General features: G+C 50.1%; 18 protein-coding genes and 1 tRNA gene. 11 read left to right on the top strand and 8 right to left on the bottom strand.

What is annotated here, in order from left to right:
- The first annotated feature begins 3 nt into the window (after window positions 1-3).
- Complete coding sequence (locus COW20_17355) at window positions 4-777, top strand: hypothetical protein (protein ID PIW46008.1); 774 nt, start codon at window positions 4-6, stop codon at window positions 775-777.
- 122 nt (window positions 778-899) lie between these two features.
- Window positions 900-4397, top strand: a complete 3498-nt coding sequence (locus COW20_17350; protein PIW46007.1) for a hypothetical protein — start codon at window positions 900-902, stop codon at window positions 4395-4397.
- Between the two features lie 3 nt (window positions 4398-4400).
- Here the strand turns inward: COW20_17350 and COW20_17345 are convergent, their stop codons facing one another.
- Both COW20_17345 and glmU read right to left on the bottom strand, forming a co-directional pair.
- The gene (locus COW20_17345; GenBank protein ID PIW46006.1) at window positions 4401-4994 is read right to left on the bottom strand and encodes an aminoacyl-tRNA hydrolase; all 594 of its coding nucleotides are present in this window, start codon (window positions 4992-4994) and stop codon (window positions 4401-4403) included.
- Window positions 4991-6403, bottom strand: coding sequence for a bifunctional N-acetylglucosamine-1-phosphate uridyltransferase/glucosamine-1-phosphate acetyltransferase (glmU, locus tag COW20_17340; protein PIW46005.1), 1413 nt, complete (start codon window positions 6401-6403; stop codon window positions 4991-4993). The genes COW20_17345 and glmU overlap by 4 nt, the downstream gene beginning before the upstream one ends.
- Window positions 6404-6660: 257 nt before the next feature.
- Between glmU and COW20_17335 the strand changes: the two genes are divergently transcribed.
- Window positions 6661-7467, top strand: coding sequence for a hypothetical protein (locus COW20_17335; GenBank protein PIW46004.1), 807 nt, complete (start codon window positions 6661-6663; stop codon window positions 7465-7467).
- Between the two features lie 37 nt (window positions 7468-7504).
- Here the strand turns inward: COW20_17335 and lysA are convergent, their stop codons facing one another.
- The gene (gene lysA, locus COW20_17330; protein ID PIW46003.1) at window positions 7505-8764 is read right to left on the bottom strand and encodes a diaminopimelate decarboxylase; all 1260 of its coding nucleotides are present in this window, start codon (window positions 8762-8764) and stop codon (window positions 7505-7507) included.
- Window positions 8765-8926: 162 nt separating this feature from the next.
- Between lysA and COW20_17325 the strand changes: the two genes are divergently transcribed.
- On the top strand, window positions 8927-9418 hold the full coding sequence (locus COW20_17325) for a hypothetical protein (GenBank protein ID PIW46002.1): 492 nt from the start codon (window positions 8927-8929) through the stop codon (window positions 9416-9418).
- A gap of 122 nt (window positions 9419-9540) precedes the next feature.
- Here COW20_17325 and COW20_17320 read toward each other — a convergent pair whose 3' ends face one another.
- Window positions 9541-10101, bottom strand: coding sequence for a hypothetical protein (locus tag COW20_17320; protein PIW46001.1), 561 nt, complete (start codon window positions 10099-10101; stop codon window positions 9541-9543).
- 610 nt (window positions 10102-10711) lie between these two features.
- On the opposite strand from COW20_17320, the gene COW20_17315 reads away from it, so the two are divergent.
- Window positions 10712-11317, top strand: a complete 606-nt coding sequence (locus COW20_17315) for a hypothetical protein (GenBank protein ID PIW46000.1) — start codon at window positions 10712-10714, stop codon at window positions 11315-11317.
- A 98-nt stretch (window positions 11318-11415) separates the two neighbouring features.
- Here the strand turns inward: COW20_17315 and COW20_17310 are convergent, their stop codons facing one another.
- A complete protein-coding gene (locus tag COW20_17310; protein ID PIW45999.1) occupies window positions 11416-12930 on the bottom strand; it encodes a hypothetical protein in 1515 nt (504 codons plus the stop codon).
- Window positions 12931-13026: 96 nt separating this feature from the next.
- Window positions 13027-14322 carry a hypothetical protein gene (locus COW20_17305; protein PIW45998.1) on the bottom strand — a complete coding sequence of 432 codons (1296 nt, stop codon included), beginning with the start codon at window positions 14320-14322 and terminating at the stop codon, window positions 13027-13029.
- 136 nt (window positions 14323-14458) lie between these two features.
- On the opposite strand from COW20_17305, the gene COW20_17300 reads away from it, so the two are divergent.
- Complete coding sequence (locus tag COW20_17300) at window positions 14459-15076, top strand: hypothetical protein (GenBank protein ID PIW45997.1); 618 nt, start codon at window positions 14459-14461, stop codon at window positions 15074-15076.
- Between the two features lie 47 nt (window positions 15077-15123).
- Window positions 15124-15196, top strand: a tRNA-Arg gene (locus COW20_17295).
- On the opposite strand, the gene COW20_17290 is transcribed toward COW20_17295, so the two are convergent.
- Complete coding sequence (locus tag COW20_17290) at window positions 15158-16804, bottom strand: hypothetical protein (GenBank protein PIW46231.1); 1647 nt, start codon at window positions 16802-16804, stop codon at window positions 15158-15160. The two genes, COW20_17295 and COW20_17290, sit on opposite strands and share 39 nt — an antisense overlap.
- 170 nt (window positions 16805-16974) lie before the next feature.
- Here COW20_17290 and COW20_17285 point away from each other — a divergent pair, with 170 nt between their 5' ends.
- A complete protein-coding gene (locus COW20_17285) occupies window positions 16975-18321 on the top strand; it encodes a sodium:proton antiporter (GenBank protein ID PIW46230.1) in 1347 nt (448 codons plus the stop codon).
- 9 nt (window positions 18322-18330) lie between these two features.
- Window positions 18331-19386 (top strand): hypothetical protein, encoded by a 1056-nt coding sequence (locus COW20_17280; GenBank protein PIW45996.1) that lies wholly within the window; start codon window positions 18331-18333, stop codon window positions 19384-19386.
- A 56-nt stretch (window positions 19387-19442) separates the two neighbouring features.
- On the opposite strand, the gene COW20_17275 is transcribed toward COW20_17280, so the two are convergent.
- On the bottom strand, window positions 19443-20051 hold the full coding sequence (locus COW20_17275; GenBank protein ID PIW45995.1) for a hypothetical protein: 609 nt from the start codon (window positions 20049-20051) through the stop codon (window positions 19443-19445).
- A gap of 149 nt (window positions 20052-20200) precedes the next feature.
- Between COW20_17275 and COW20_17270 the strand changes: the two genes are divergently transcribed.
- Both COW20_17270 and COW20_17265 read left to right on the top strand, forming a co-directional pair.
- Window positions 20201-21580, top strand: a complete 1380-nt coding sequence (locus COW20_17270) for an N-ethylammeline chlorohydrolase (protein ID PIW45994.1) — start codon at window positions 20201-20203, stop codon at window positions 21578-21580.
- Between the two features lie 9 nt (window positions 21581-21589).
- Window positions 21590-24142 carry a DNA mismatch repair protein MutS gene (locus COW20_17265; GenBank protein PIW45993.1) on the top strand — a complete coding sequence of 851 codons (2553 nt, stop codon included), beginning with the start codon at window positions 21590-21592 and terminating at the stop codon, window positions 24140-24142.
- Window position 24143 lies beyond the last annotated feature (1 nt).

The following is a 24143-nucleotide window of genomic DNA, read 5'->3' as shown; positions in this document are numbered from 1 at the left end:
TCTATGAAAAAATTACTGGCGCTTGCGTGTCTGGGGGCCCTTTTGATGGGAGCCACCCCGAAACGCTTCTGGTCGGGTCACAATCTTGGTTTTCAGCTTGAATTCAGCAGCGATGATTTGCGTGTAAAAGCAGGCAAGCAACCTGCGAAAACTCTTTTCGATGCTTTTCCTGCGCCTGATCCTGAGATGCCCTGCACACATTCCCGCTCTTTGCGACCACTCTCATGGGTCGGACCTTATTTCAGTTATCAACAGGAAGATTACTGGAGTTGTAAAGGCACTGCGCATCCAGGGGCTGCTACCAATTTTCAGGCGATCGATCTGCGCAAGCCAGGCAAGGCACTGCGTTTGACAGATCTTTTTCCTGACGCTGAGGTTTTAAAAGCCCTCTTGGCAGAACCTGTGATTGCGAAAACGCTTGCCGAAGCCAAAATTGCACCGCGTTTTAAGAATACAGAGGCGCTGCTGGCACAACTGAATGAACTGAATGGTGAATGCCTCTATTCTTTTGGCAAAGATATGCTTGAGCATTTCAGTTTTCATCATCTTCAAGCTTCCCAGGTGGCTGTGCGGATTGGGTTGATGCATGGTTGTGAAGCGGCTCGTGGTCATTTGACCCAATTGGGAATTCTTTTGCCTGTGCCTGCATCAATGACGACTTATTTACAGCAGTCTCAAGCCGGTAAAGCAGGTTTCCTGATGGCTTGGGCTGAAAAGAAATTCGCAGCTCAAAGCAGTGTGCATGAGCGTGTTGAGCCTGGTTCAGATTCCGATTGAAGAGCTGATCCTGCCTGATGCTGCTGGCTTGCATTCACTGGATAGCCGTGTTAACGTATCTATCGTTTGATTCAGATTAATTATTTCAGTGTGATTGTTTGAGCAGAGGGGAAAATACCATTGTGCCAGAGCTAGAGCAAGAGACGGTTTTGATTGAGAAACTGAAACAAAGATCCTTGGTGAGCCAAGAGACGATCGATACCTTGGTGGCCCGACAAAGCAGCCGTTATGAGCAAGCCCAAGCCCAGCTCAAGGGAACGATTTATGCCATTCAACGCGCTGAGCGTAAACTCGTGGTGCGGGATGCGCTCAGTGGAGAGTGTCTAAAAGAAATTGAGCTTGGTTCTGGCGGCTCTTCAACCAGCGGAGTACCGTCCGTGCCATCTGAAAGTCTTGAGGTTTCACTGTTTCAATCTGAAACAGGAGCCGCCTCTGGGCTTTATTTATGGGAGCCAGCAGATGCGTATGGCCTGCTGGTGACGGAGGCCTCGGCCTATCTTTATCCCCCTTCGATTTTTGATGCTGAGACCCTCTTGCGCTCTTCGCATTGCTATAGTCCCTTGGGTTCAGAATTCCCCGCCTTTGACCTGTTTTTAGATGAAAATGGCGACTATCTCTTGGTCTGTGAGCGTGAAGCCGGAACGGTAACGGTGATCTCTACTCAAAATCACCAGGTTTTGGCTTGTTTGGGTGTGCGCCCACAGGGTCTGAAAAAAGCCATGAATGTGATTTTTGACAGCCCCAATCTCTGTGCCTATCTAACAGATAATCAGTCTTCGATGCTTTATCTGCTTGATCTTGAGTCCTTGCAGATTGAAAAAATAGATATTGGCTTGAGTGGCTATGCTTTGGGCAATCTTGCACTCTCTCCTGATGGGCGTCATCTTTTCCTTTTGACGTTAAAACCCAATGAAAGTCTGCTTTATCTCGATCTTGAAACCCATGAGCTGATCCGCGATTTGCCTTTAAAGGGACACCTTTTCAGTACGGGGCAGTCGAAACCCTATGATTTAATGACCTTAACCCCTGATTTGCGCCATCTTTTGCTTTTGACCTATCAAGATGAGCCTGACCCTGTTTCACCCCTGATCACCTTGATTGATGCAGATCGTGGCAGGGTAACCCAACGCTATGCCCTGCAGGATCAAACACTTCCTGTGCTTTTGGCTTTTCCGCAGACCAATCCCCTTAAGGACTGCCAGAAATCTGTGCTCGAATTGCTTTTAGAAGAAAAAATCATCAGTGCGCAAACCCTTGCCAGTTTACAGGTGGTTGATTTAGATGCGCCCGATGCACCTGATGAAGGGCAAGGGGCTGTGCCGACACTGGTTCCCCTTGCGGCTGAGCCGATTGCTCTCTCCCCAGAAATTTCACTGCCGCTGATTGTGAAAGTGCTCTGTGACAAGTTTTATGCCCAGACTGAAATTGAACTTTCGGCGCAGGCAGAGGCTTTGGTGCGTCTTGAAGCTGCAGCTGAAGAGGCCCGTCAATTTCTTGAAGGGCATGATGCTGTAGATATTCAGCTCTCTGAACTGGTGGAACAGCATGCCCTGGTTGTTTATCTGACCCGTAAAGAAGTTTTGGCGCTGATTGAGCAATACCTTTTGGAGCGATCTCTTTCCGAAGCGCATCCCAAACAATGTCCGCAGTGTGCAGCGCTTTTGCAGAGTTGGGATTGCGAGAGTTGTGGGCTGGAGCTTGAAAGCCCTGAGCGCAAACAGAAAAAGGCAAAGTCATCCTTGACGCCGGCCAGCCATGCTTATTCGCAACATATTCCCCTGGCAGATCCCCTGCGAAAACGGCTTTTGGTGCTCGATCAGAATCGCACCCTGGATTGGGTGCTTGATGCGGATCGTTTGGCTGAGATGAGTCCTTGGCAGATGCTCTGGCTGCCCAATAAAAATCTACTTTTGGTAGACCGTGATAACAGCCAGATCCATGAATTGGGCCCTTCAGGCCAAGTGAAATGGACGCTTGCCCAGGAACAGCCTGAAACACAATTGAGCTTTCCTGTCAAAGCAACGTATTTTTCTGATGGGAATCAAGAACTTTTTCTGATTGTCGATCAGGGCAACCATCGGGTGCTGGCCCTTGATCGTCAGGGCCAGATTCACTGGCAATATGGGGTGCAAGGAGAGCCGGGTTCTGATTTGGGTTTTCTCGATATGCCCTTTGACCTGCAGTGGACGGCCAACCAAACAGCCTTGATCGTGGATGCTGGCAATAACCGTGTTTTGGAAGTCAATCTCAACGATGGTCAGGTCGTGCGCGTCTTTGGTGAAGAATTGGGTTTGGCGGGACCCGTCTTTGCACAGCGTCTGTATAACGATACGACCTTGATTGTCGATGCGGGCAATTACCGTGTTCTAGAGCTTGATTTAGAAGGTGATTTGGTCAATGAGTGCTTCTATTTCAGAGAAGATTTGGGCGATGCCATGCGGATTGATATGCCGACTTTTGTCATGCGCGGCGATCGGCAGAATCTGATTCTGATGGATGAAGAGAAGGTGATTGAATTATTGCCTGGCAAACGCCGTTTGATTTGGTCTTCGCTTTTGGAGCATCTGGCCCGCCGGATTGAAATTGCGAGTGAAAGCCAGGAAGCTGCCGAACACTACAGCCAGTCCTTTTTTCAGTACAAAATGCCGAATATGGATGAATTGGTTGAGCGTTTGCGCAAAAAAGGGCAAGGCCATGAATTGGCGGGCTTGAATGCCCGTTTGATGGAGAAATTTCAAGAGCTGCTGGAAGTGCGCCGGGAAATTGACAGTCAACGCGCAGAGCGGGTTCGGGTCAAAGACTTTAAGCGGACGCAATTGATGAATTTGCCAATCTATTGTATTGACCGTACCCACCACTATATTGCAGCGGTCAATCGCAAAGGCCAGCCGCTCTGGCATTTTGGCACAGATCCCAGCCATCGTTTGCAGCGTCCGGGGTTGGTCACCGAAACAGAGAACAGCTTGCTGATTCCCGATACTGGCAACCACCGTGTCTTGGAAGTTGAAAAAGAAAGTCAGAAAATTCTTTGGCAGGTGGGAGGCAAGTTGGAGCGGGTTCTCAATCAACCCCGCAGCGCGTATCGCACCCTTTCAGGAAATACCCTGATTGCCGATCAAGGCAACCGCCGTTTGGTGGAATTCAATGCCCATGGGCAGCAGGTTTGGGAATTTAAAAATCTGGTACATATTGCCAGTCCCTATTTTGCGGCAGAACAGGGCACAGGCACGATTCTGTTTGCGGATTGGGCTTTGCAGATGATCAAAGAAATTCGGCGTGATGGCACGCTGATCTGGTCCTATGGCCAGTCTCGGCGTGTGGGCCGTGGGCCAAATCAGCTTTCTTCGCCAGAATACGCAGTGCGTTTGCCTGCCGGTTCTACCTTGATTGCCGATACCCACAATGATCGGGTAATTGAAGTCTCACCGCACCAACAGATTTTATGGGAGTATGCCGGCAGCGAAGAGCAACCCCTGAGCAAGCCCTGTTTCTGTAAGCGTCTGGCCAATGGCAATACTTTGATTGCTGCTGATAATTTCCGGCAGATGCAAGAAGTTGATGAAAGTGGGCATCTCTGTTGGAGCTTTGAATTGGGAAATCAACCCCTGGTCAAAGATTAGCGTTCAGTTTTCAAAACCTGGCAAACGGTAACCATTGGCAAAGGGAATGGTGGCTTCGACTCCGTTCTGAATACAGCGTTCAACGGTATCAGCCATCACGCCCATATATTCGGGCAAGGCCTCAAGCTGAGGCTTGGGCAGGCGGTCGAGCACAAAATTTGCCATATCGCGCCCCTGTGGAAAGGGGCCAACCCCCATACGTAAGCGGGCAAACTCATCACTGCCCAGGCGTTGAATAATATTCTGAATCCCTTTTTGCCCTCCTGAACTGCCTTTTGCGCGTAAGCGGGCCCGCCCGAAATTGAGGTGGACATCGTCTGAGAGCACAAGCAGGTTTTCTCGCGGAATATTATAATAGGCCATCAGGGGTTGAACGGATTCACCACTAAGATTCATATAGGTTGTGGGTTTGCAGAGCCAGACCTTGACCGAGCCCAGACGGGCTGAACCCAAGAGGCATTTTTCTTTGCTGCGGGCTTGTAAAGAAGTCTGCCAACGGCTGCACAGTTGATCAATCAGCATCCAGCCAATATTGTGTCGGGTTTTTTCGTATTGTTGGCCGGGATTGCCCAAACCGACGACTAACCAATCACTCATTTTTTCGGGCGCCGGTGTTCGGACCAGCCCTCCTTATTGGTTTGGCGACTGCGGCCCAGGCCCAATGCACCAGCGGGCACGTCTTCACTGATCACTGAGCCTGCGGCGATAAAAGCCTGTTCGCCCAGGGTTAGGGGGGCGATCAGGGTGCTGTTGCTGCCCACGAAAACGCCTTCTTTGAGGGTGGTTTGGTGTTTGTTTGCGCCATCATAATTGCAGGTAATCGTACCCGCGCCAATATTGCAGTCTTTTCCTATTTCTGCGTCACCCAGATAACTCAGATGTGAGGCTTTGGCTCCCTCGCCCAGGTGTGTTTTTTTGAGTTCGACAAAATTGCCGACCTTGGCATTTCTTTCGATCACGGTTTCAGGTCTTAAATGGGCATAGGGGCCAATTTTGGCCTGATCTTTGATTTCAACCTGATCGAGTACCGAAAAGCGAATTTCACAGTTTTCACCGATCACCGATTCGCGAATTTCACAGTGGGGGCCAATTTTTGAGCCGTCTCCAATTTTGGTATATCCCTGCAGCAGGGTGCCCGGCAGAATCTCGATATCGACACCCAACTGAACCTGGCTGTCGATATAGATCGAAGAGGGGTCCCGCAGGGTAACGCCAGCTTCCATCCAATGATCATTGATGCGTTTGCGCAGAATACATTCCATTTCAGCCAGTTCTTTGCGGCTGTTCACACCCAATACTTCGAGGGGGTTTTCTGCTGTGACGGTGCCGATGCGTTGGCGATCATGTACCAGCATTTCAATCACATCGGTCAGATAATATTCGCCTTTGGCATTGGCATTGCTGATCTTTGGCAAATACTTCTCGAGAATGGGCCAAGAAAAAATATACACGCCCGTATTGATTTCTTTCAGCGCCAGTTCCTGAGGGGAAGCGTCTTTGTGCTCTACAATCCGCACAAATTGTTCATGCAGGCGCACGATTCGTCCATAGCCACTGGGGTTTTCCACGCGGGTAGTCAGCAGGGTGGCTGCATAATCCAATTCCTCATGGGTTTCGAGCAATTCTTTCAGGGTTTCGCTGCGCAGCAGAGGCACATCGCCATTGAGGATCATCAGGTTGCCCTTAAAGTTTTCGAGCACAGGCATCAGTTGCATAATCGCGTGTCCGGTTCCCAACTGTTCTTTCTGCTCAACCCAACCCAAGCGTTCATGAAGCGTCGGTGAACCATGGGTCTGTACAAAGTTTTGCACCTGTTCGGCACAATGCCCGACAATCACGTGAATTTTTTCGGGGTTTAAGGCATAGGCGGCGTGAAGGACATGGCCCAACATACTGCGTCCGGCTAAGCTGTGTAAAACTTTGGGGGTGGTTTCAGATTTCATGCGGGTGCCTTTGCCGGCGGCCATAATTGCGATTGCAAAGGGGCGTTGAGAGGTATTGCTCATGTTCGTGTTCCTGGTTTATTAGCTGTAGGAGTCTGCTGTGACTGCATTTCAGGGTAACATACCCGATCCGCTTCTGTGAGGCATTCTGTTTGGAATTCAGTTAGTAAAAGCCTTGCTGCTCCTTGAGATGTTAAGGAACATGCTTTTCTCACTCCACCCGCAAAATGGGGGGAAGATCTTGCGCTCTTCTGTTTTATTCTTGCCGATTTGGGGTATAAATCAGGCAGCATGCTTTATGTATTTTATAAGGAGCCTCCATGGGAGATTTTTTTAGCAATATTTCACGCAATTTGCAGAGCCTGTTTACGGGGGCACCCACTCCTCCCCGTCGGCGTCAGGGAACACCTGCTCCACAAACCCAGCCCAGACAACCTGCCCCTCCCCGTGATCAAAACAGTGCACAGCCTCGGCGTACCGCCAACTTGAGCCGGGGGGATGTCAATTTTCCAGCCCCTGCCATGTCTCCCCAGGTCAAAGTTTTGTATGATGCGATTCGAGCCTACCCTGATAATCAGGCGACAGAAGCCCAGGCCCGCGAAATTGCCACCCATGTCGATGCTGCCTGCCGCACGTTTCAAGTTGATCCCAAAATGTTGCTGGCGATTCTGGCCCATGAAAGCGGTGGTTTTGACGTTGATGCCCGCAGCCATACCGGAGCAGGGGGCTTGGGCCAATTGACCGACAGTGCCATCAATGAAACCCGTCGCTTGAGCTATGACCCCACCTACCGGGGGCCAGGGGAGCGTCAGCACTATCCAGACCCAGATATCCGTGCCCAGTTTGAAAGACCTGAGATCCAGGCCATTTTTAGACGGATCGATCAAAGTCGAGCCAATCGCAATAATATTCACGACAATATCTGGACCTCGACGGCCTATGCCCGAATTGTGATGGATCGTGCAGATGGCGGGCGACAAAACGCAGCCACCATGGGGATGTGGGGGGTTTTAGGCCGTTACAATGCGGCAGGGGGTTCTGAACAACGTGCCTATGATGATCGGGTCGCTGAGGCCTATCAGCGCATGTTCCATCAGCCAATCCCTGTGCGAGTGAGATCGGACTGAGTCTCACCGCTTTTAGCGGACAGGCTGATTGAAACGATTACAATTCAAAGTGGGGGCTCTGCTCACTGCGAATTAGATCTGAATAGTTCTCTCTTTCACGGATCACTGCATATTCATGGCCCTTGACCAAAACCTCAGCCGGTCGGGGATAGGAATTGTACTGAGAAGCCATGCTAAATCCATAGGCTCCGCTGCTCATGACCGCCAAGAGATCACCCGGTTCTACTGGGGGCAATTCACGGTCAAGCGCCAAAAAGTCTCCACTTTCACAAATGGGGCCGACCACATCTACAATCCGACCTACCCCTTCACGTGGTTTTACAGGGCGTATGGCTTGCCAAGCCTGGTAAAGTGCAGGGCGGATCAGAGCATTCATGCCTGCATCGACAATCACAAAGGTTTTTTCTTCGTGTTGTTTGAGGTACTGAACTTCGGTTAAGAGAATCCCGGCATTGCCTACCAGTACGCGACCGGGTTCGAAAATCAGGGTGCAGTCCAGATCGCGTGTCTCCTCCCGTATCCGAGCTGCATACTCATCGGGGTGCGGCGGGGTTTCCTGGTGATAGGGAATGCCCAGCCCTCCGCCAAGGTCCAGAAATCGAATCGGCAAATGGTATTCTTCACGTAGTTCGTGGATCAGCTCTTTCAGTTTGTGCAGTGCATCAATAAAGGGGTTCAATTCTGTGATTTGCGAGCCAATATGGCAATCGACACCGCTGACCTCAATATGGGAAAGCGTGCTGGCGTATTGAAACAGACGCAAAGCATCTTGGATGGCGATGCCAAACTTGCTCTTTTTTAAGCCTGTGGCGATATAGGGATGGGTTTTGGGATCAATATCCGGGTTTACGCGCAGCGCGATGCGGGCTTTGATACCCAAATTTTTTGCGACCTCTTGAATGCGGTTCAGCTCACCTTCAGACTCCACATTGAACATCAGAATATCAGCCTGCAGAGCCTGGGCTATTTCAGCAGAGGTTTTGCCAACCCCTGAGAACACAATCCGTTGCGGAGAGGCCCCGGCTTGAATAGCACGGTAAAGCTCTCCCCCAGAGACAATATCCAGCCCGCCTCCCCGATTCAGGAAAATTTGCAGAATTGAACGGTTTGAGTTGGCTTTCATGGAATAGCAAATTAAATGCGGGATATCTCCCAAGGCCTCAGAAAAAATTCTGAAGTGACGTTCTAAAGTGCGGTGACTGTAGATATAGGTGGGGGTTCCTACCTGTTCCGCGATCTGACTTAAGGGCAGATCCTCACAATAAAGTTCTCCATTGATAGCTTCAAAGTAATGTATGGTCCTGCTCCTTAAAAAAAAATCTATTTTTTTTGCATTTCATGGATTGTAACACGCAAGATGTAATGTTATGATTTCTATAAGAAAGTTAAGTAAAGATTAAGCTAGATTAAACGAGGTTAAGGATATATGTACGTAGGATTAACTCCATACCATGCACGCATGGTGGCAAACAATGTGGATTATAATTGGAATGGTCGGATTGACCGCCGTGAACTTGACTTTGAATATGGTGCAAAGTCACGTGTGGATTGGGATCGCAATGGTACTGTAACCACTGAAGAACTTGCCCAGTCGCTGATGCGTGGCGATATTTATATTACTTCTGATCGCAAGGCCTATCCTGCTTATTATGGCAATCCCTATGGCAATCCTGGTTATGTTCAACCGGGCTATCCACGTCCTGGCTATGGAATGCCCCCCCATCCCCGTTATCCCGGTGGCTATGCTCCCTATCCCCAAGCGCCTGCTTACCCCTATGCCAATAACCCCTATCGTAATATTTCACGGGGTGAAAATGCCCTGATTACCACTGTTGTCGGTGCCGGTGTGGGTGCTGGTGTGGGTTATGCTGTCAGCGGACCCGTGGGCGTGGCTCCTGGTGCCGCTATTGGTGGCGTCATTGGTCTGATTGGTAGTCTTTTTGACAATTAAACTGCGTAAACTTTAACCTCAAAGCCCTCAAAAGAGGGCTTTTTTTCATGGAAAAAATGCCCAGAAAAAAAGCTCTGGAGGAGGAGGTTTCCAGAGCCTGTGAGCGAATCTTAAAAACAGGTTCAGGGGACTGTTTTTTGTTCGATACGATGTTTTAAATCCAGGTTGAGGGGATCCAAGGCCTTGGCCGTTTCAAAGAGTTCAAGGGCCTTGTCCATATTGCCTGTCTGCTGATAACAACAGCCCAGATTATAGGCCAAGACAGGTGATTTTGCATCATATTCGCAGGCTGCCTCAAAGAACAGAGTCGCTGTTTCATAGTCTTGGGCTTTGTAGGCTTCTTTGCCTTCGTCAGCCAGCATTTTGGCAGCACCAAGCGCTGCAGGATCTTCGCTTTCGAGCGAAACAGTCTGAACGGACTGGACCGCTTGAACCGATTTGAGTTTAGAGCTTTCGCCCAAAGAAGCGCCAAAGCTGATATCTTTTTCAGAAAATTCATAGGTACGAGAACCATTAACTGAAGAAGTATCCTGAGGAGAAGCCGCTTCAGTGGTTTTGGGGGGGGATTCAACAGCTTCTTTGGGGGCCGCAGGGGAGGCCGGTGTAGTTGACGCCGGTTGTGCAGGGGACTGAATACCTTTATTGATAAAAGGATCGTCAAATCTATTACTTATCGTCGTCATGGCTGTTGTCCTTCAATTGCGAAAATTCGCTTCGACCTTTGTTTTATTCTGTTATGTATATACCCATGCCCCTTCTGTTTTATGCAAAATATTATTTTTTTTGCAAAATTAATTCTCAAGAGAATTTGGGGAACGGATCTTGGAGCGCTTAGGCGCGATGGGAAGTCGAGCCTCTGGATTGGGAATGAGAGGACTCATGGCTTAAAAGGGAATCCAGGCATTTAGAAATGGACATATCGGGACGCTCTTTGCGAATGGATCTGAATTCATTGATGAATTCTTTAAAGTCAGTGGGCTGGGTGGGGGTATTGTTCTGTAACATAAAGGCTCCTAGAATGCTGCGATACATTTAAACGGATACAGCTTTTATTTTTTCGAGCCTATTTTACCATGAAACGGTGTGTCAAAGCATGAGATATAGCTCACAAGGTTATCTACTCTAAACAAAAACCGTCAAGCTTTTGCGGGAAATGAGCTTAGAGGGTACTAACTTTGATATAAATAAAAGTTTATTTTATATTAATCTATATTTAAACTTTTGCTCTTCAGTTTCAACTGGGCTTGCGGGATAAATAAGCAGAGCCGAATTTTAACGTAGAGGTATCTGTTTATGTCTTTATCTGTTCAATCCAGCAATCCCATTGCCTCCTGGTTTGGAAGTTCTTCTACAGCCCCTGCTGCCGCTTCAACAACAACGACCAGCACAACCGCCATGCCACAGGACAGTGTTCAGCTTTCTGAGGCTGCCAATCCCCCCATGGAAGCTGGGTTCTTTAAAAAGTTTGGTGATTCTGTAGGCCAAATGTTTAGTAATATGGCCTATAGCATGCATATGGGTGAAACCTATAACCTGGTGGAGCGTGAATTCCGTCAAGTCGATTTGAGCGGCGATGGCACTCTCAACCACGGTGAATTTACAGTTGCAACCTTAAATCCCTTTGAATTTCAGAATGCTGATCGCAATTATGATGGGCGGGTTACTCTTCCTGAATATGCCAAATACCGCAAAGAGCGCCTTGAAGTGGCTTTCAAGCAAAAGGATGCAAATGCGGATCGTTTTCTGAATGTGGCTGAAATCGGAGCGGTGGGTCGCTATTACCTGGCCAACCGTGATCCGCGCGTAGACACCAATATGGATGGTTTGATGAGCAAACGTGAATATGTCAAAGCTCAATTGACCCTTGGAATTAGCATTCGCGATTTGCTCGGCTTCTAATCGCCTCCCCTTACAGATACTTCAAAGCCCCGCCTATAAGCGGGGCTTTTCGTTTGCGAAGAACCCAGAGAGAAAAACTTCTCCCTGGGTTTGTATTTTTAGAAGCGGAAACGCAGGTTCAGTTCTCCACCCATATCACCAAAGACGGTATTGTTGCCGACTTTCATATAGCGGGTGTCTTTGAAGCCCAGTTCGACAGAGAAAGTGGTGTAAGCGGGAATGGTGAGGCCCAAGAAGGCATCGTTTTTCCATTGATAATTATCGCTGACACTGCTGCTCTGACCGATGAAATAGGTAAAGGCATCGCGAGCGACCAGGCTGAACCAAGAGCCGATTGGGATTTCCAAATCAACGCGACCGCGGGGGCCATGGTTGACATAGGTATAATCCACACCGAAAAGTTGCAGATAATCATAGCCTGCACCTACGGTCAAGCCAATATCCTGAGCTGAACCTTGGAGTTTCCAGAGCAGTCCGCCACCGGCTGTCAGACGTGAGTTCAGGGGGGTGGAGACGCTTTGGCCATTGGCATCTACTTTTGAAGCGTTGAATTTGTTTGCTTCATAGAGCATCATATCGCCATGCAGGTCAATCCCGAAATGGTTGTATTCGTTGGCGCTGAGGGGAGTCCAATCGATCATCAGATTGGGGCCATAGAGCATGCCCAAACCATTGGGATCGGTTGCGGTCGGAACGCTTGAGACTTTGAAGTCTCCGCCCACGCGAATATCCAGTTTTTTCACAGGCACCTTGGTAGGAGCAGGAACGGGAGTTGGTGTGGGTTTGGGGGTGGGTACTGCTGTGGGGACGGGGGTGGGAACGGGAGTGGGGACGGGAGTCAGCGGAATCAGGTAGGTGTCCACATAGCGGATAAACTCACGGATCGTAGCTGCTGCTTCATAGCGGGTCAGGCGTTTGCCCCCCTTGAATGAGCTGTCGGGATATCCGTTCATGATTTGGTATTTGTCAACGATTTCATTGACGGCTTTGGTGGCCCAATGATCCGCAGGCAAATCGTTCAATTCACTGGCACGATCCCGGCGGGAAAGAGCTGGAGAGGTGCCATTGCTTTCGAGCAGGGTGAAATAATTGAACATTTCAAAGGCGATTTCATAGCGGCTGATGGGCTCATCACCCATGAAGCGTTTGCCGGGCATGGGTTGCATAATGCCGTATTTATTGACAATTTCATCCACCACTTTGGCGTGACTTGAATCGAGATCTGTCATTTCTGTATTGGGAGCTTTGCTGATCCTGCTTAAATCTTTGCCACTGATGCTTTCGAGTTTCATCATCGCGCGGTGAAAAATATCGGCCAGTTCATAGCGGGTCAAAAGGTCTTGGCCTTTGAATTGATTGGCTGTTTTGGCTGGCATGATTTCGAGTTCTTCAACCAAAACCTTGACGGCATTATAAGCCCAGTGGTTTTGAGGAACGTCAACCAAGTCTTCAACGTTCATGGCCACTTGATAGGAAGCGGGAGCAGCGATTGCTTGAGAGGCATTGAAGGCCAGAGGCGCACTGAGAAGCAGTGAGCTGGCGAGCAATAAGCCGAGTGTCCGTTTATTCATCGTTTTTCTCCTTGAAGAGTGGATATGTGATTTATACATCATTCTAACCAAATTCAGTTCGGCTTGGGATTATTCACTGAGAATCCAGCTAAAAATTTACAATCTGAAAAGATAAACGGCGCAATTGAGCCCAAAAAATTAAGCTTGTAAACGTGAGGCCAGAAGATTGGCAAGATATTGAAACTGTGTTTCTGAAAATTGCTGTACCATATCTGAAAATGGGTGAACCTGTGTAAAGTCGGTTCGTCCAAAAAAGCGCCCGAGGTGAATTTGGTAGCGCATTTCAAGCTCACGTACTTCACCATTGAGGGGATCGGTTTCAGTAATTGAAAAGGCCTGTAAATGCTCTATCATCAGCGCGTAAGCGAAATCAAACACATAGGTGTGCTGAAGGGGCTTGAGTTCTCTGACCAAAGATTCAAGTTCCTGTCCCCAGATGGGGCCAATATGTTCTCTGATTTCAGGGGTTGCCGACCAGAGCCAGGCCAGACGTGTATCAAAACTGAGCAACCAGTTTTTATACACCTGTAGCCGTTCGTTCTGCTCCATTTTTCTTTGAATGGGAGGCACACAGTTGACCTGAATTTCGGTTTCTCCTACAAAAAATCCCACCTCGGTACCGGCTGGTGATTCGAGCAATTCAACCAGCTCTCGTTCATCTTCGTCGTCAATACTTTCAGAATGGCTGAGAAAAACACTGAGAATTTTTTGACCGGGTTGAATTTTCCCCTGCAGCGGAGATTCAGGATAGATATAGATCACCATGGGAAACCAGCCATCATAGGTGGGATCATAGCTCATCACGACAATGATTCCCAGGGTGGGCAAGAGTTTGACCAATCTGACAATTTCTTCTTTGGGAAGCACGGGGCGGGCTTTGGCGATCCGTTCCAAACTTTCGCGGGCATAGGTATTTTCAGCGTCGAATTTGAGCACCTGTTCAAAGACTTCGGTGGCTTCCTGGGGTCTGAAACTGGTTTCATAGAGCATGCCCAGGGTGAGCAGGCTGGTGGTGTCTTTGCGGTTTTCTTTGACTGCCTGGCGGTATTCGCGAATGGCAAAGCCATAAAAATTGAGCTGTGTATAAATATAGCCCAGATTGGCGTAGATAAAAGCTTTAATTTCGGGCGGCTGATTGAGTTTGAGCGCACGTCTGAATTCTGCCAGTGCCGTATTGTACTCGCTTTGCTGAAGATAGGCCTGGCCCAAATTGGGGCGAACCTGACGCTCCATCTCTTCGGAACTGTCGATTTCAAGCACTTGCATGAATTTTTTGATGGCGGTTTCAGGCTGATTGTTTTTCAGGGCTGAAAGCGCAATATTAAAACTGCTACTGGCATCCTGGGTTTGTTCGACCAACGCTGAAATGTTTTTTTTCAGGTGGGCCTTTTTTTCAACCGCGGCTGCCAGGGGATTATTTTCATACTTACTCATAGCTTTTATTGTAAGCCTCCAGCGCAGCTTCTGCCAGAGGGCAAATGAATTCTCCTGCTTAATTTTCCTGGTAAGTTTTAGGTTCCTTTGTTCTATACTTAGCGTATAATTTAATTTTTTTTTCAGGAGCAACTGCATGGCAATCAATAATAATCCCTTACGTCAAACCACATCAGCCTTTCATAAAATGAATGAAGTGGTAAAAACTGCTGCCGAAGCGGTGGTAGATCAGGTTCATGATTTTGATGGTGACCAAACAGGTTTGGCTGAAGTGAAAGCTGAAGTGAATAAAATGTCAGCGGGTGAGAAAGCCGCTCTTTCAGTGGGTGCTTTGGCGACAGGCGGTGCCTTGCCCTTGGTTTCTTTGATTGTTGAAGAAGCAGTAGACCTTACCAAAAAAGGTGCAAAAGAAATTGGCCATGCTGTGAATGGGATCAAAGAAGCAGCAAAAGAAAAATACAGCAATCCTCCTGAAAAACCCCTGGCCGACAAGCTTGAAAAGGGTTTGAAAAAAGCGGGCAATGCGATTGAAGAAAAAGTCGATGACCTGAAAGATGGACGCGTGGGCCGCGATCTGAAGAAGTCTGTTTCACGCGGGTTTCGCGATAATTTTACCCATCAAACCCCTGCAGAAAAACTGGGCAACGCAATCAAAGACACTTTTGAAGATGCTGGTGACGCGATTGAGGATTTTGTAGATGACGTGAAAGATGGCCGTTTGCAGAAAAAAATCAAACAGGCCTTTGAAGATTAGTTGAATAGATGGCCGTTTCAGCCATCCTCCGGTAAGATAAAATACATGCCCCCGTAGCTCAGTGGATAGAGCAACGGTTTCCTAAATCGTGGGTCGGACGTTCGAGTCGTCTCGGGGGCATGTCTTCATTAGGCCCCAGCGGGCCAAAAAGAAGCCTCCCACACAGGTCGGGAGCCATTTGAAAAGCCCTTGCTGCCACAACATTTTCAAAGCTCCTGCATGTAAAAAACCACTTTCAGCCCGTTGCCAGAGCAGGGCGCCCAATAGGATGCTCAGTCCTGCAAAAAGTCCTCCCAATACCCAGGGTTTTGGAGGTTTTTTTTTGTCTGTTTGCGGGTTGAGCAAGCGCTCAGAGAGTGCAGTTTCAGCTATGAAGACCGCTTGAGATATCACCCCCGGCTTGAACCACTCCAGCGCTAAAATCACAGCCAAGGGCCCAGCCGGTTGCACGCTTTGGCTATAGGCTTCAAAAAAAACGGGCAACAGACTTTGCAGGCTGGTCAGGGGAAGCACCCGAAGTTCCTGAAATAAGAAGAAGGGAATCGCCAAAACCTGGGCTGGGTTTTTATAATATTCAGGCAGGGTGTCAATCAGTGCCACTGCTTGATAACTCAACCAAAATGACCCCGTTAAAATTCCGATGCGCTGCCAATGGGCATGTGCTTTTGCCGTAAAGGTTTTGCGCAGATGGATCAGCAAAAGCATGAGCAGGCAAAGCTTGGCGCTGTGCAGCGGGGCGATCAGATGAAACTGTCCCAAGAGTAAAAGGGCTCCCAAACCGAATGTGAGTAAAACCAATTCGCCCCAGCCATGCTCGGGTTTCCAGAGCAGAGTAAGCAAGAGTCCTATCCAGCCATAAAAATAGAGTTCACTCCAGATTTCACGCCAAAACTCATGGTGGGTGGCGGATTTGTTTGAAAGATTGAGGCGTTCTCCCAGCCAGTTTGAGGCTTCAGCCAGCAGGTAGGGATCCTGCATTTCTGTTTGGTGGCTTGAAAACCCTGAAATAACCAGACGTGTGTTGAGCGTTTGTGTCGTGCCATTGGCGAGTTTCTGCCGCATCTGTGAGGGCGGGTGAAAGGCGTCATAGAGCCCAATTCCAAACCAAAGTGGAAGTTTTTCGCTGGGCTTTGTTTCGGGGGCCATGCCCAAAACCACCCCGCCTTTGAGGCTGGGATCTTCTTCCAGGGCTTGAATGACGGTGGTTCCTCCCATCGAGTGCCCGCCCAAGGCGATACGGGAATTGTCGATTCCCGGAAATTGACGCAACCAGGCAATGGCTGCTTGGGCATCGGCCAGATTGTCTGCTTCGGATTCTGGGCGGGGGTCGGATTCTCCATAACCGCCTAAATCAAGACTGAGCACTGCCAATCCCATTTGTGCCAGACTTTTTGCAAAATAAGACATATACTGCCGGTTCACGATCACACCATGTACCAGCACGACTCCCGGAAGGGGCTTTTCGCTGTCTAAGCTGGGGAGCAATAAACTTCCCCTGAGTTGCCGCTTACTTGCTTCAACTGGGATAGCGACTTCCTGACTGTTGTAGGCCGATTGCGTGGACAAGGCAAAGATCCCAAACGATCCACAGAGCATCAGCAGAATGCAGAACAGGGGAACAAGCCCGGGCCGTGAAAGGTATTTTTTTAGCAACGACACCCCATTACCTCTGTCTTTTCTTTGGGGGGGACCCTGGTATAATGATTCTTTAATCTGTTGTGCCTTCATTGAAGCACATATCCCTCATTTTTACGGAGTATCACCGCAGCATGCAAATCCAGTTGGCAGAAGCCACGACCCATGAAAGCGGCGCGCATTCAAACCCGCATGAAGTCTCAGCCGTCGCCGGTCACACTACAGAAACAGGTCATCATACCGATCTGAGCTATTGGCAGAATATGGGAACAGGAGCTGTTATTTTCAATGTAGCCCCATTTGTTGCCCTGCTTTTGATGATCGCCATTCTTCCTTTGACTTCTAAACTCAGCCATTGGTGGGAGCACAATAGCAATAAGCTCTTGGTTGCTGGAATTTGTGGCATTTTGGGAATTGGCCTTTATGTCTTCCCAACCCATGATCTGGTAAAAATTTTTCATACCTATGTTGAATATGTCGCTTTTATTGCCCTGCTGGCTTCTTTGTTTATTGTCAGTGGCGGCATTCATATTTCGGGTGCTTTTGCGGGTTCGCCCAAGGTCAATACAGCCTTTATGGCAATAGGCGCGGTGTTGGCGAATTTAACGGGAACCACAGGGGCCAGCATGTTGTTAATTCGTCCTTTGATTCGCGCCAACCAGCACCGTGAGCACAAAACGCATATTTTTATTTTCTTTATTTTTATTGTCGCCAATTGTGGCGGTTTGCTAACCCCTTTGGGAGACCCTCCTCTCTATCTGGGCTTTCTGCGCGGCGTACCCTTTGCCTGGACGCTGGGTTTGGTCAAGGAGTGGGCTTTTGTGATTGGTGCGCTCTTGACCATTTTCTATTTTCTCGACAGCCGCATGCATGCCCGTGAAACCGAAGAAGCCCGCGAAGCCGTTAAGCAACAGGCCACAGAATTGGTTCAGGGGAAAAAGCTGTATATTGAAGGGAAATTCAATCTGGGGCTCCTGATGGGAGTTGTGGCTGTGATTTTGGCGTCTGGTTATTTGGTATTTCCTTTGCTGAGCCAGATGGCGGGTCATGAAATGGGCGATTTGGGTTCAAAGGGTTTCCAAATTGTGGCCATGGGCTTGATTGCCCTGATTTCGTATAAAATGACCCCCAAACATATTCACGAAACCAACAGTTTCTCCTTTGTGCCGATCCTCGAAGTGGCCTGCCTCTTTGTGGGGATTTTCGGGGCCATGATTCCGGCCCTGACCCTCTTGGAAGCCAAAGGCGGCTCAATGGCAATCAACCTGCCTTGGCAGTATTATTGGGTGAGTGGCGGTTTAAGCGGATTTTTGGACAATGCCCCGACCTATGTCACGTTTGTGACTCTGGCGGCTTCAAAAACAGGTCTTTCTTCAGAGAATCTGGCTCATTTGGCGATGCAGCAACCTCATTTGCTGGCTGCCATCTCCTGTGGTGCCGTCATGATGGGGGCGCTCTCGTATATTGGCAATGGCCCCAATTTCATGGTCAAGGCGATTGCTGAACATGCCCGCATCAAAATGCCTTCTTTTGGGGGCTATATGGTTTGGTCAGGTATGGTCTTGGTGCCTTTGTTTATTGTGACTACGTTTCTGTTTTTTCTGAAATAGGCTGAACGGGTGGCTGCTGAAGCGTTTCCCTACGACCAGGCCTTACCCGCTCAAATCTGGCCCCGTGCTGATGCCCAGGCAATGCCTGACTGGCCTGGTGCGGGGCCTGTTTTTACGCCTTTTATTACCGCTCAAACCCGGATTGTTTCTGCTGGGAGCTGTTTTGCCCATTCCATCGCCGCTTATTTACAGCAAAAAGGTTTTGCCTATCTGGTGACTGAAACAGGCCCGCCCTGGTTGCGCCCTGAGCAGGCTCAAAAATTTCAGTATGGGGTTTATTCAGCCCGCTATGGGCCTGTTTATGGCCCACTTCAGTTCTGGCAATTGGTACAAAGGGCCTGGGGGCAGTTTTCTCCCCAGGACGATTGCTGGGCCGCAGGTCAGGGGTGGGTGGACCCCTTTCGGCCCCGGATTCAACCGGGGGGCTTTGTTTCACCAGAAGCGATGCGTTTGGATCGCGAGCACCATTTGGCAGCTGTACGCGAAGCCTTTGCCCAGGCTGATCTCTTGATTCTCACTTTGGGTTTGACCGAGTGCTGGCGCTCGTGTTTAGATGGGGCCGTTTACCCGCAATGTCCGGGCAAGCAGTGGGGCGTCTTTGATTCAGAGCGCTATGTCTTTCACAATCTGAGCCTGGCAGAAATAGAAGCCTGTTTAAGTGCTTCCGTTGCCTTTTTAGCTGAAATCAACCCCAAGCTGCGCTGGATTCTCACGCTTTCTCCTGTGCCCCTGGCTGTGACGGCCGAGCCCAAACATGTACTGGAAGCCACGGGCTATTCCAAGGCGCTTTTGCGTGTGGCGATTGAAAACCTCTGTCGTGAATTTGCCCAGGTGGATTATTTTCCGGCCTATGAACTGGTGATGCACGATCGCCAGGCGGCCTTTGCTCCAGACGGGCGGCAGGTTTTGCCTGAAACGGTGGCTGCGATTATGCAAAGGTTTGAAAATCGGTTTGTGCGCGAGTTTCCCGCTTTGGGTGAGCAGGTGGAACCTCCAGGGTTTGCTGTGGAACCCTGCGATGAAGAGCTTTTGCTTGATTTGCTGGAGCAGGATTTTGGGGCTTAAAAGTATTAAAGCCTGTCCCCTTTTGGAGACAGGCTTGCTATCAGTGACTGAGAGGCTTAAACGCCACCGCCCTGAGATTGGGTATCGAAATAGCGTTCGATTACGCTGGTGACTTTGTCGGATACTTTTTCACGCAGGCCGGTATAGTGGTAAAGGGTATCAGCGAGGGCAAAGCCAATCGTGCCTGCAATCAAGCCCATCGTGCCCATGGTAAAACCAGAGGATTTGGCCATCATGCCCACAGCCAGACCGGCACCGGCACCTGCCGCCAGGCCACCCACGGCACCGCCGAGAATATCAGCTGAAACATTGCCGCCTGCGCGGGCCACGTTGATTTCACCCTGGGCCAGATGAAAAACATTGCGGGCAGTGGATACAATCCCGCCCACCAGAGCGCCTTTGCCTGCGGTACGCATCATGGTACTGCCCATGACGCCAGCTGTGGTCGCTTCATTGTTTTGAATCGTACGGAATTCCAATTGTTGGATTGCGGTTTTTGAAGCCATGCGGCCTACCAACAGAGATTTAATCCCAATTTCAACGCCATCCATGACCATATTGGGCTGGAGCTGGGGCGAAGAAGCCGTGGAGACGCCACCTGCCAGGACAGTGCCGGGAAAGCTCATATTATAGGGGTTATAGAGCGAGGTTGCGCTTATAGCCATTTAGCAATCCTTTTCTTTGTTTTCAAGTTACCTTAATCTTCTTATCGATTATTTAATCATAAAAGTGACGTTTTAAATCTTATGCTTTGGTTAAGCCCAGTTGAATGTTAATATAAGATTTGGTGATCACTCTTTTATAAAGGAAATCCATGAGCAAAAAACGTGAAACCTGGATCTGCAATGCCCTGATTGTGACCCAGAATCAAAACCGTGAAATTCTGCACGGTCATTTACAGATCCTCGACGATCGGATTGGTCAGATCATCAGCTCTGATCAGTCTCCCCCTGCAGGGGTTGAGGTGCTGGATGCGACAGGTCTTGCCATTTTACCAGGCTTTATTCAACCCCATATTCATCTCTGCCAGACGCTTTTTCGCAATATGGCCGATGATCTTGAACTTTTGGACTGGCTCTCTGACCGGATCTGGCCCTTTGAAGCAGCCCATAGCCCTGACACCCTGACCCTCAGTGCCCAATTGGGAATTCAAGAACTGCTGGCTTCGGGAACGACCTGTATTTTGGATATGGGCACCCTGCGGCATACGGAAGCCATTTGCCAGGCTGTGGCCGATGCTGGGCTGCGTGCCAGTTTGGGCAAGTGTCTGATGGATCATCCCCAAACCTGTCCGCCCTATCTCTGCGAAAGTACAGAAAGCGCTTTGGCAGAGGCCCAAAGTCTCTATCAGGAATGGAATGGGGCCTGCAATGACCGAATTCGCATTTCCTATGCCCCGCGTTTTGTGGTTTCGTGTACCGAGCCTCTGCTCAGGCAAGTGGCACAGATGGCAGAAGCCCAAGGGGCCCTGATTCATACCCATTCCAGCGAAAACCGCAAAGAAGTCGAGTTGGTACGCGATTTGGTGGGCATGGACAATGCCGCCTATCTTCACCATATCGGCCTGATGTCGGAACGCCTGGTTCTGGCTCACTGTATTTGGCTTTCAGAGACTGAAACCGCTCTGATTCGTGAAACAGGGACACATATTGCCCATTGTCCCAGTTCGAATTTAAAGCTGGCTTCAGGTTTGGCCAAGGTGCCCCAAATGCTGGCAGAAGGAATCAATATCGGCTTGGCGGCAGATGGCGCGCCCTGCAATAATGGTTTAAACATGTTTCAGGAAATGCGCCTGGGAGCTTTGATTCACAAACCTGCCAATGGCCCGCGCAGTATGCCGGCTTCGCTGGTTCTGGATATGGCGACCATCCACGGAGCCAAGGCTTTGAACTGGTTTGACCAGATTGGTTCACTTGAAACCGGTAAAAAAGCCGATCTCTTTGCCGTGGATCTTTGGCAGGCAGCGAATCTGATGCCGGTTTCAGTGGGTGAACTACCAACCCTGGAACAGGTGGCCTCAGCGTTGGTCTATGCCACTCAACCGGCCCAAGTGGCCTGGACCCTGGTGGATGGTGAGATGGTGGCCCGGCAGGGCAAGGCGCTTAAAATTCCCCAGCAAGCGCTCAGCCCAGAAAAGGTCCATGCCGCTCAACGCGCTATTCTGGAACGAAAAAGTGAATTTGAAAAAGGTTAGTCCCAAACCATGACGCAAAAGCTCAACTATTCTGAACTGGATCCCCAGGATTATACCCCCATGATGCAGCAGTTTCTGGAGGTCAAACGTCAGTATCCACATACGCTTTTGCTCTATCGCATGGGAGATTTTTACGAAACCTTTTTTGAAGATGCGCAAATCGCAGCCCGTGAATTGGAAATTACCCTGACTGCCCGTGAAGGCGGGCAGGGCAAGAAAATCGATATGGCGGGCATTCCTTTTCATGCCCTGGAAGCCTATCTGCCCCGTTTGATTGGCAAGGGCTATAAGGTAGCGATCTGTGAGCAGATGGAAGCCCCCCGCCCTGGCAAACTGGTCAAACGCGAAGTGATTCGTGTGATTACGCCAGGAACCCTGCTCGAAGGGGCCATGCTGCAGGAGAAGCGCAATAATTATCTGGGGGCTGTTTGCCGTCACAAGGGCAGCTATGGCTTGGCCTATACCGATATTTCGACGGGTGAATTTCGCCTGACCCAGATTTCAGGTGAAAATGCAGCCGATTTGCTGACCCGTGAGTTGGCGGGTCTGGAGTTGGCCGAAACCCTGCTGCCCAGTGATCAGCCCTGGGGAGAAGCCCGAATTGAAGACAGTGAGTGGGCTGGTATGATTCCCGACCCCCAGGGCGTGACCTGGGAATCCCGTCTGATCTTTGACCCCCGTACCGCTGAAGATCGGATCAAACATCATTTTGGCATTCAGTCCCTGGAGAGCTATGGCTGTCAGGACATGCCCCAGGCGGTGGCTGCTGCCGGTGCGGTGCTGCATTATCTCAGCCAGACCCAAATGAGTGCCCTGAAACAGCTTCAGCCCCCTGTCAGCTATCTGCTCAGTCAGTTTTTGGTGCTCGATCGCAGTACCCGCCGCAATCTTGAACTGACCCAAACCTACCGCGAAAACAGCTTTGAAGGCTCTCTGCTCTGGGTGTTGGATCAAACCCGAACAGCGATGGGAGGGCGTCTCTTGCGCGATTGGCTCAACCATCCCCTCTTGGATATTCCTGCGATTGAGGCCCGTCTCGATGCCGTGCAGGAACTGACTGAAGCGGGCAATCTGCGCTTTGACCTGCGCGAACAATTGGATGGCATTCGCGATTTGGAGCGCCTATCAGCACGGGTGGCGACCCAAGCGGCGAATCCCCGTGAGTTGCGCTCGCTGGCGGAAGGCCTGCTGCGTCTGCCCCGGCTTTCGCAATGCCTGGAGAGCCTGCATTCTTCGTTGTTTCAACCCCTGCGCCAGGTGCCTGTGGAAGTGCTCGAAATGGCTGAAAAGGTTTTGGCCTGTCTGCAGGAAGCTCCCTCGGTCAAGATTCAGGAAGGCGGCATTTTTCGCGATGGCATTCAGCCTGAACTGGATGAACTGCGCCAGCTGATGCGGGGCGGCAAAAGCTGGATCAATGAGCTGGAGCAGCAGGAACGTGAACGCACTGGCATCAAATCACTCAAGGTGGGCTATAGCAAAACCTTTGGCTATTTTATTGAAATCACCCATTCCAATAAGGATGCCGTGCCCGACGATTATCTGCGCAAACAGACCCTGACCAATGCCGAGCGCTTTATCACCCCTGCCCTGAAAGAAAAAGAAGCGGCGATTCTGAATGCCGATGAGCAGGTCAAACACCTGGAATATGAACTTTATCTCGCCCTGCGTACTGAGGTGGCTGAGCATCTGAGCATGCTGCAAATCCTTGCTTCGGCGACGGCCAGTCTGGATGTACTGGCTGCTTTGGCCGAAGTGGCCGTGCAAGAGCACTATACCCGCCCACGTCTGCGCCCTGAAGCCCTGCTCTTGATTCAGGGGGGGCGTCACCCCGTGATTGAAAAGACCCTGCCCGCTGGGCAGTTTGTGCCCAATGACGCCTATCTGGATATTCAGGATCAACGCCTGATTATTTTAACGGGCCCGAATATGTCGGGCAAATCGAGTTTTATGCGCCAGACGGGGCTGATTGTACTGATGGCGCAGATGGGCTCTTTTGTGCCGGCTGCCCAGGCTGAAATTGGGATCTGCGACCGGATTTTTACCCGTGTGGGCGCTGTGGACGATATCGCAACCGGCCAGAGTACCTTTATGGTGGAAATGGTTGAAACCTCGAATATTCTGCACCATGCCACGCCACGCAGCCTGGTCTTGCTCGATGAGATTGGGCGGGGCACAAGTACCTTTGATGGGGTGAGTATTGCCTGGGCGGTCAGTGAATATATTGCCCGTGAGTTGCGTTCACGTACCGTCTTTGCGACCCACTACCATGAACTCAACCGCCTGGCAGAGAATGTGCCCGGGGTGAAAAACTTTCAGGTTTCGGTTCAGGAAAACGCCGATGGGATTGTTTTTCTGCACAAGGTGGTTCCTGGGGGGGCCGATCGCAGCTATGGGATTGAAGTCGCCCGTCTGGCGGGTCTGCCAGCCCCTGTGCTGGAGCGCGCCAAGGGCCTGCTCCAGGATATTGAAAAACGCAGCCGGATTCAGTCCGGGCTGATGAAAAAAGCGCGGGCCGATGCACCTGAGCCCGATGTGGTGCAGCTCAGCCTGTTTGAAGGTTAAA

It is taken from the genome of bacterium (Candidatus Blackallbacteria) CG13_big_fil_rev_8_21_14_2_50_49_14, from assembly GCA_002783405.1.
GTDB lineage: Bacteria > Cyanobacteriota > Sericytochromatia > UBA7694 > UBA7694.
This window is presented reverse-complemented; position numbering and strand designations above follow the sequence as displayed.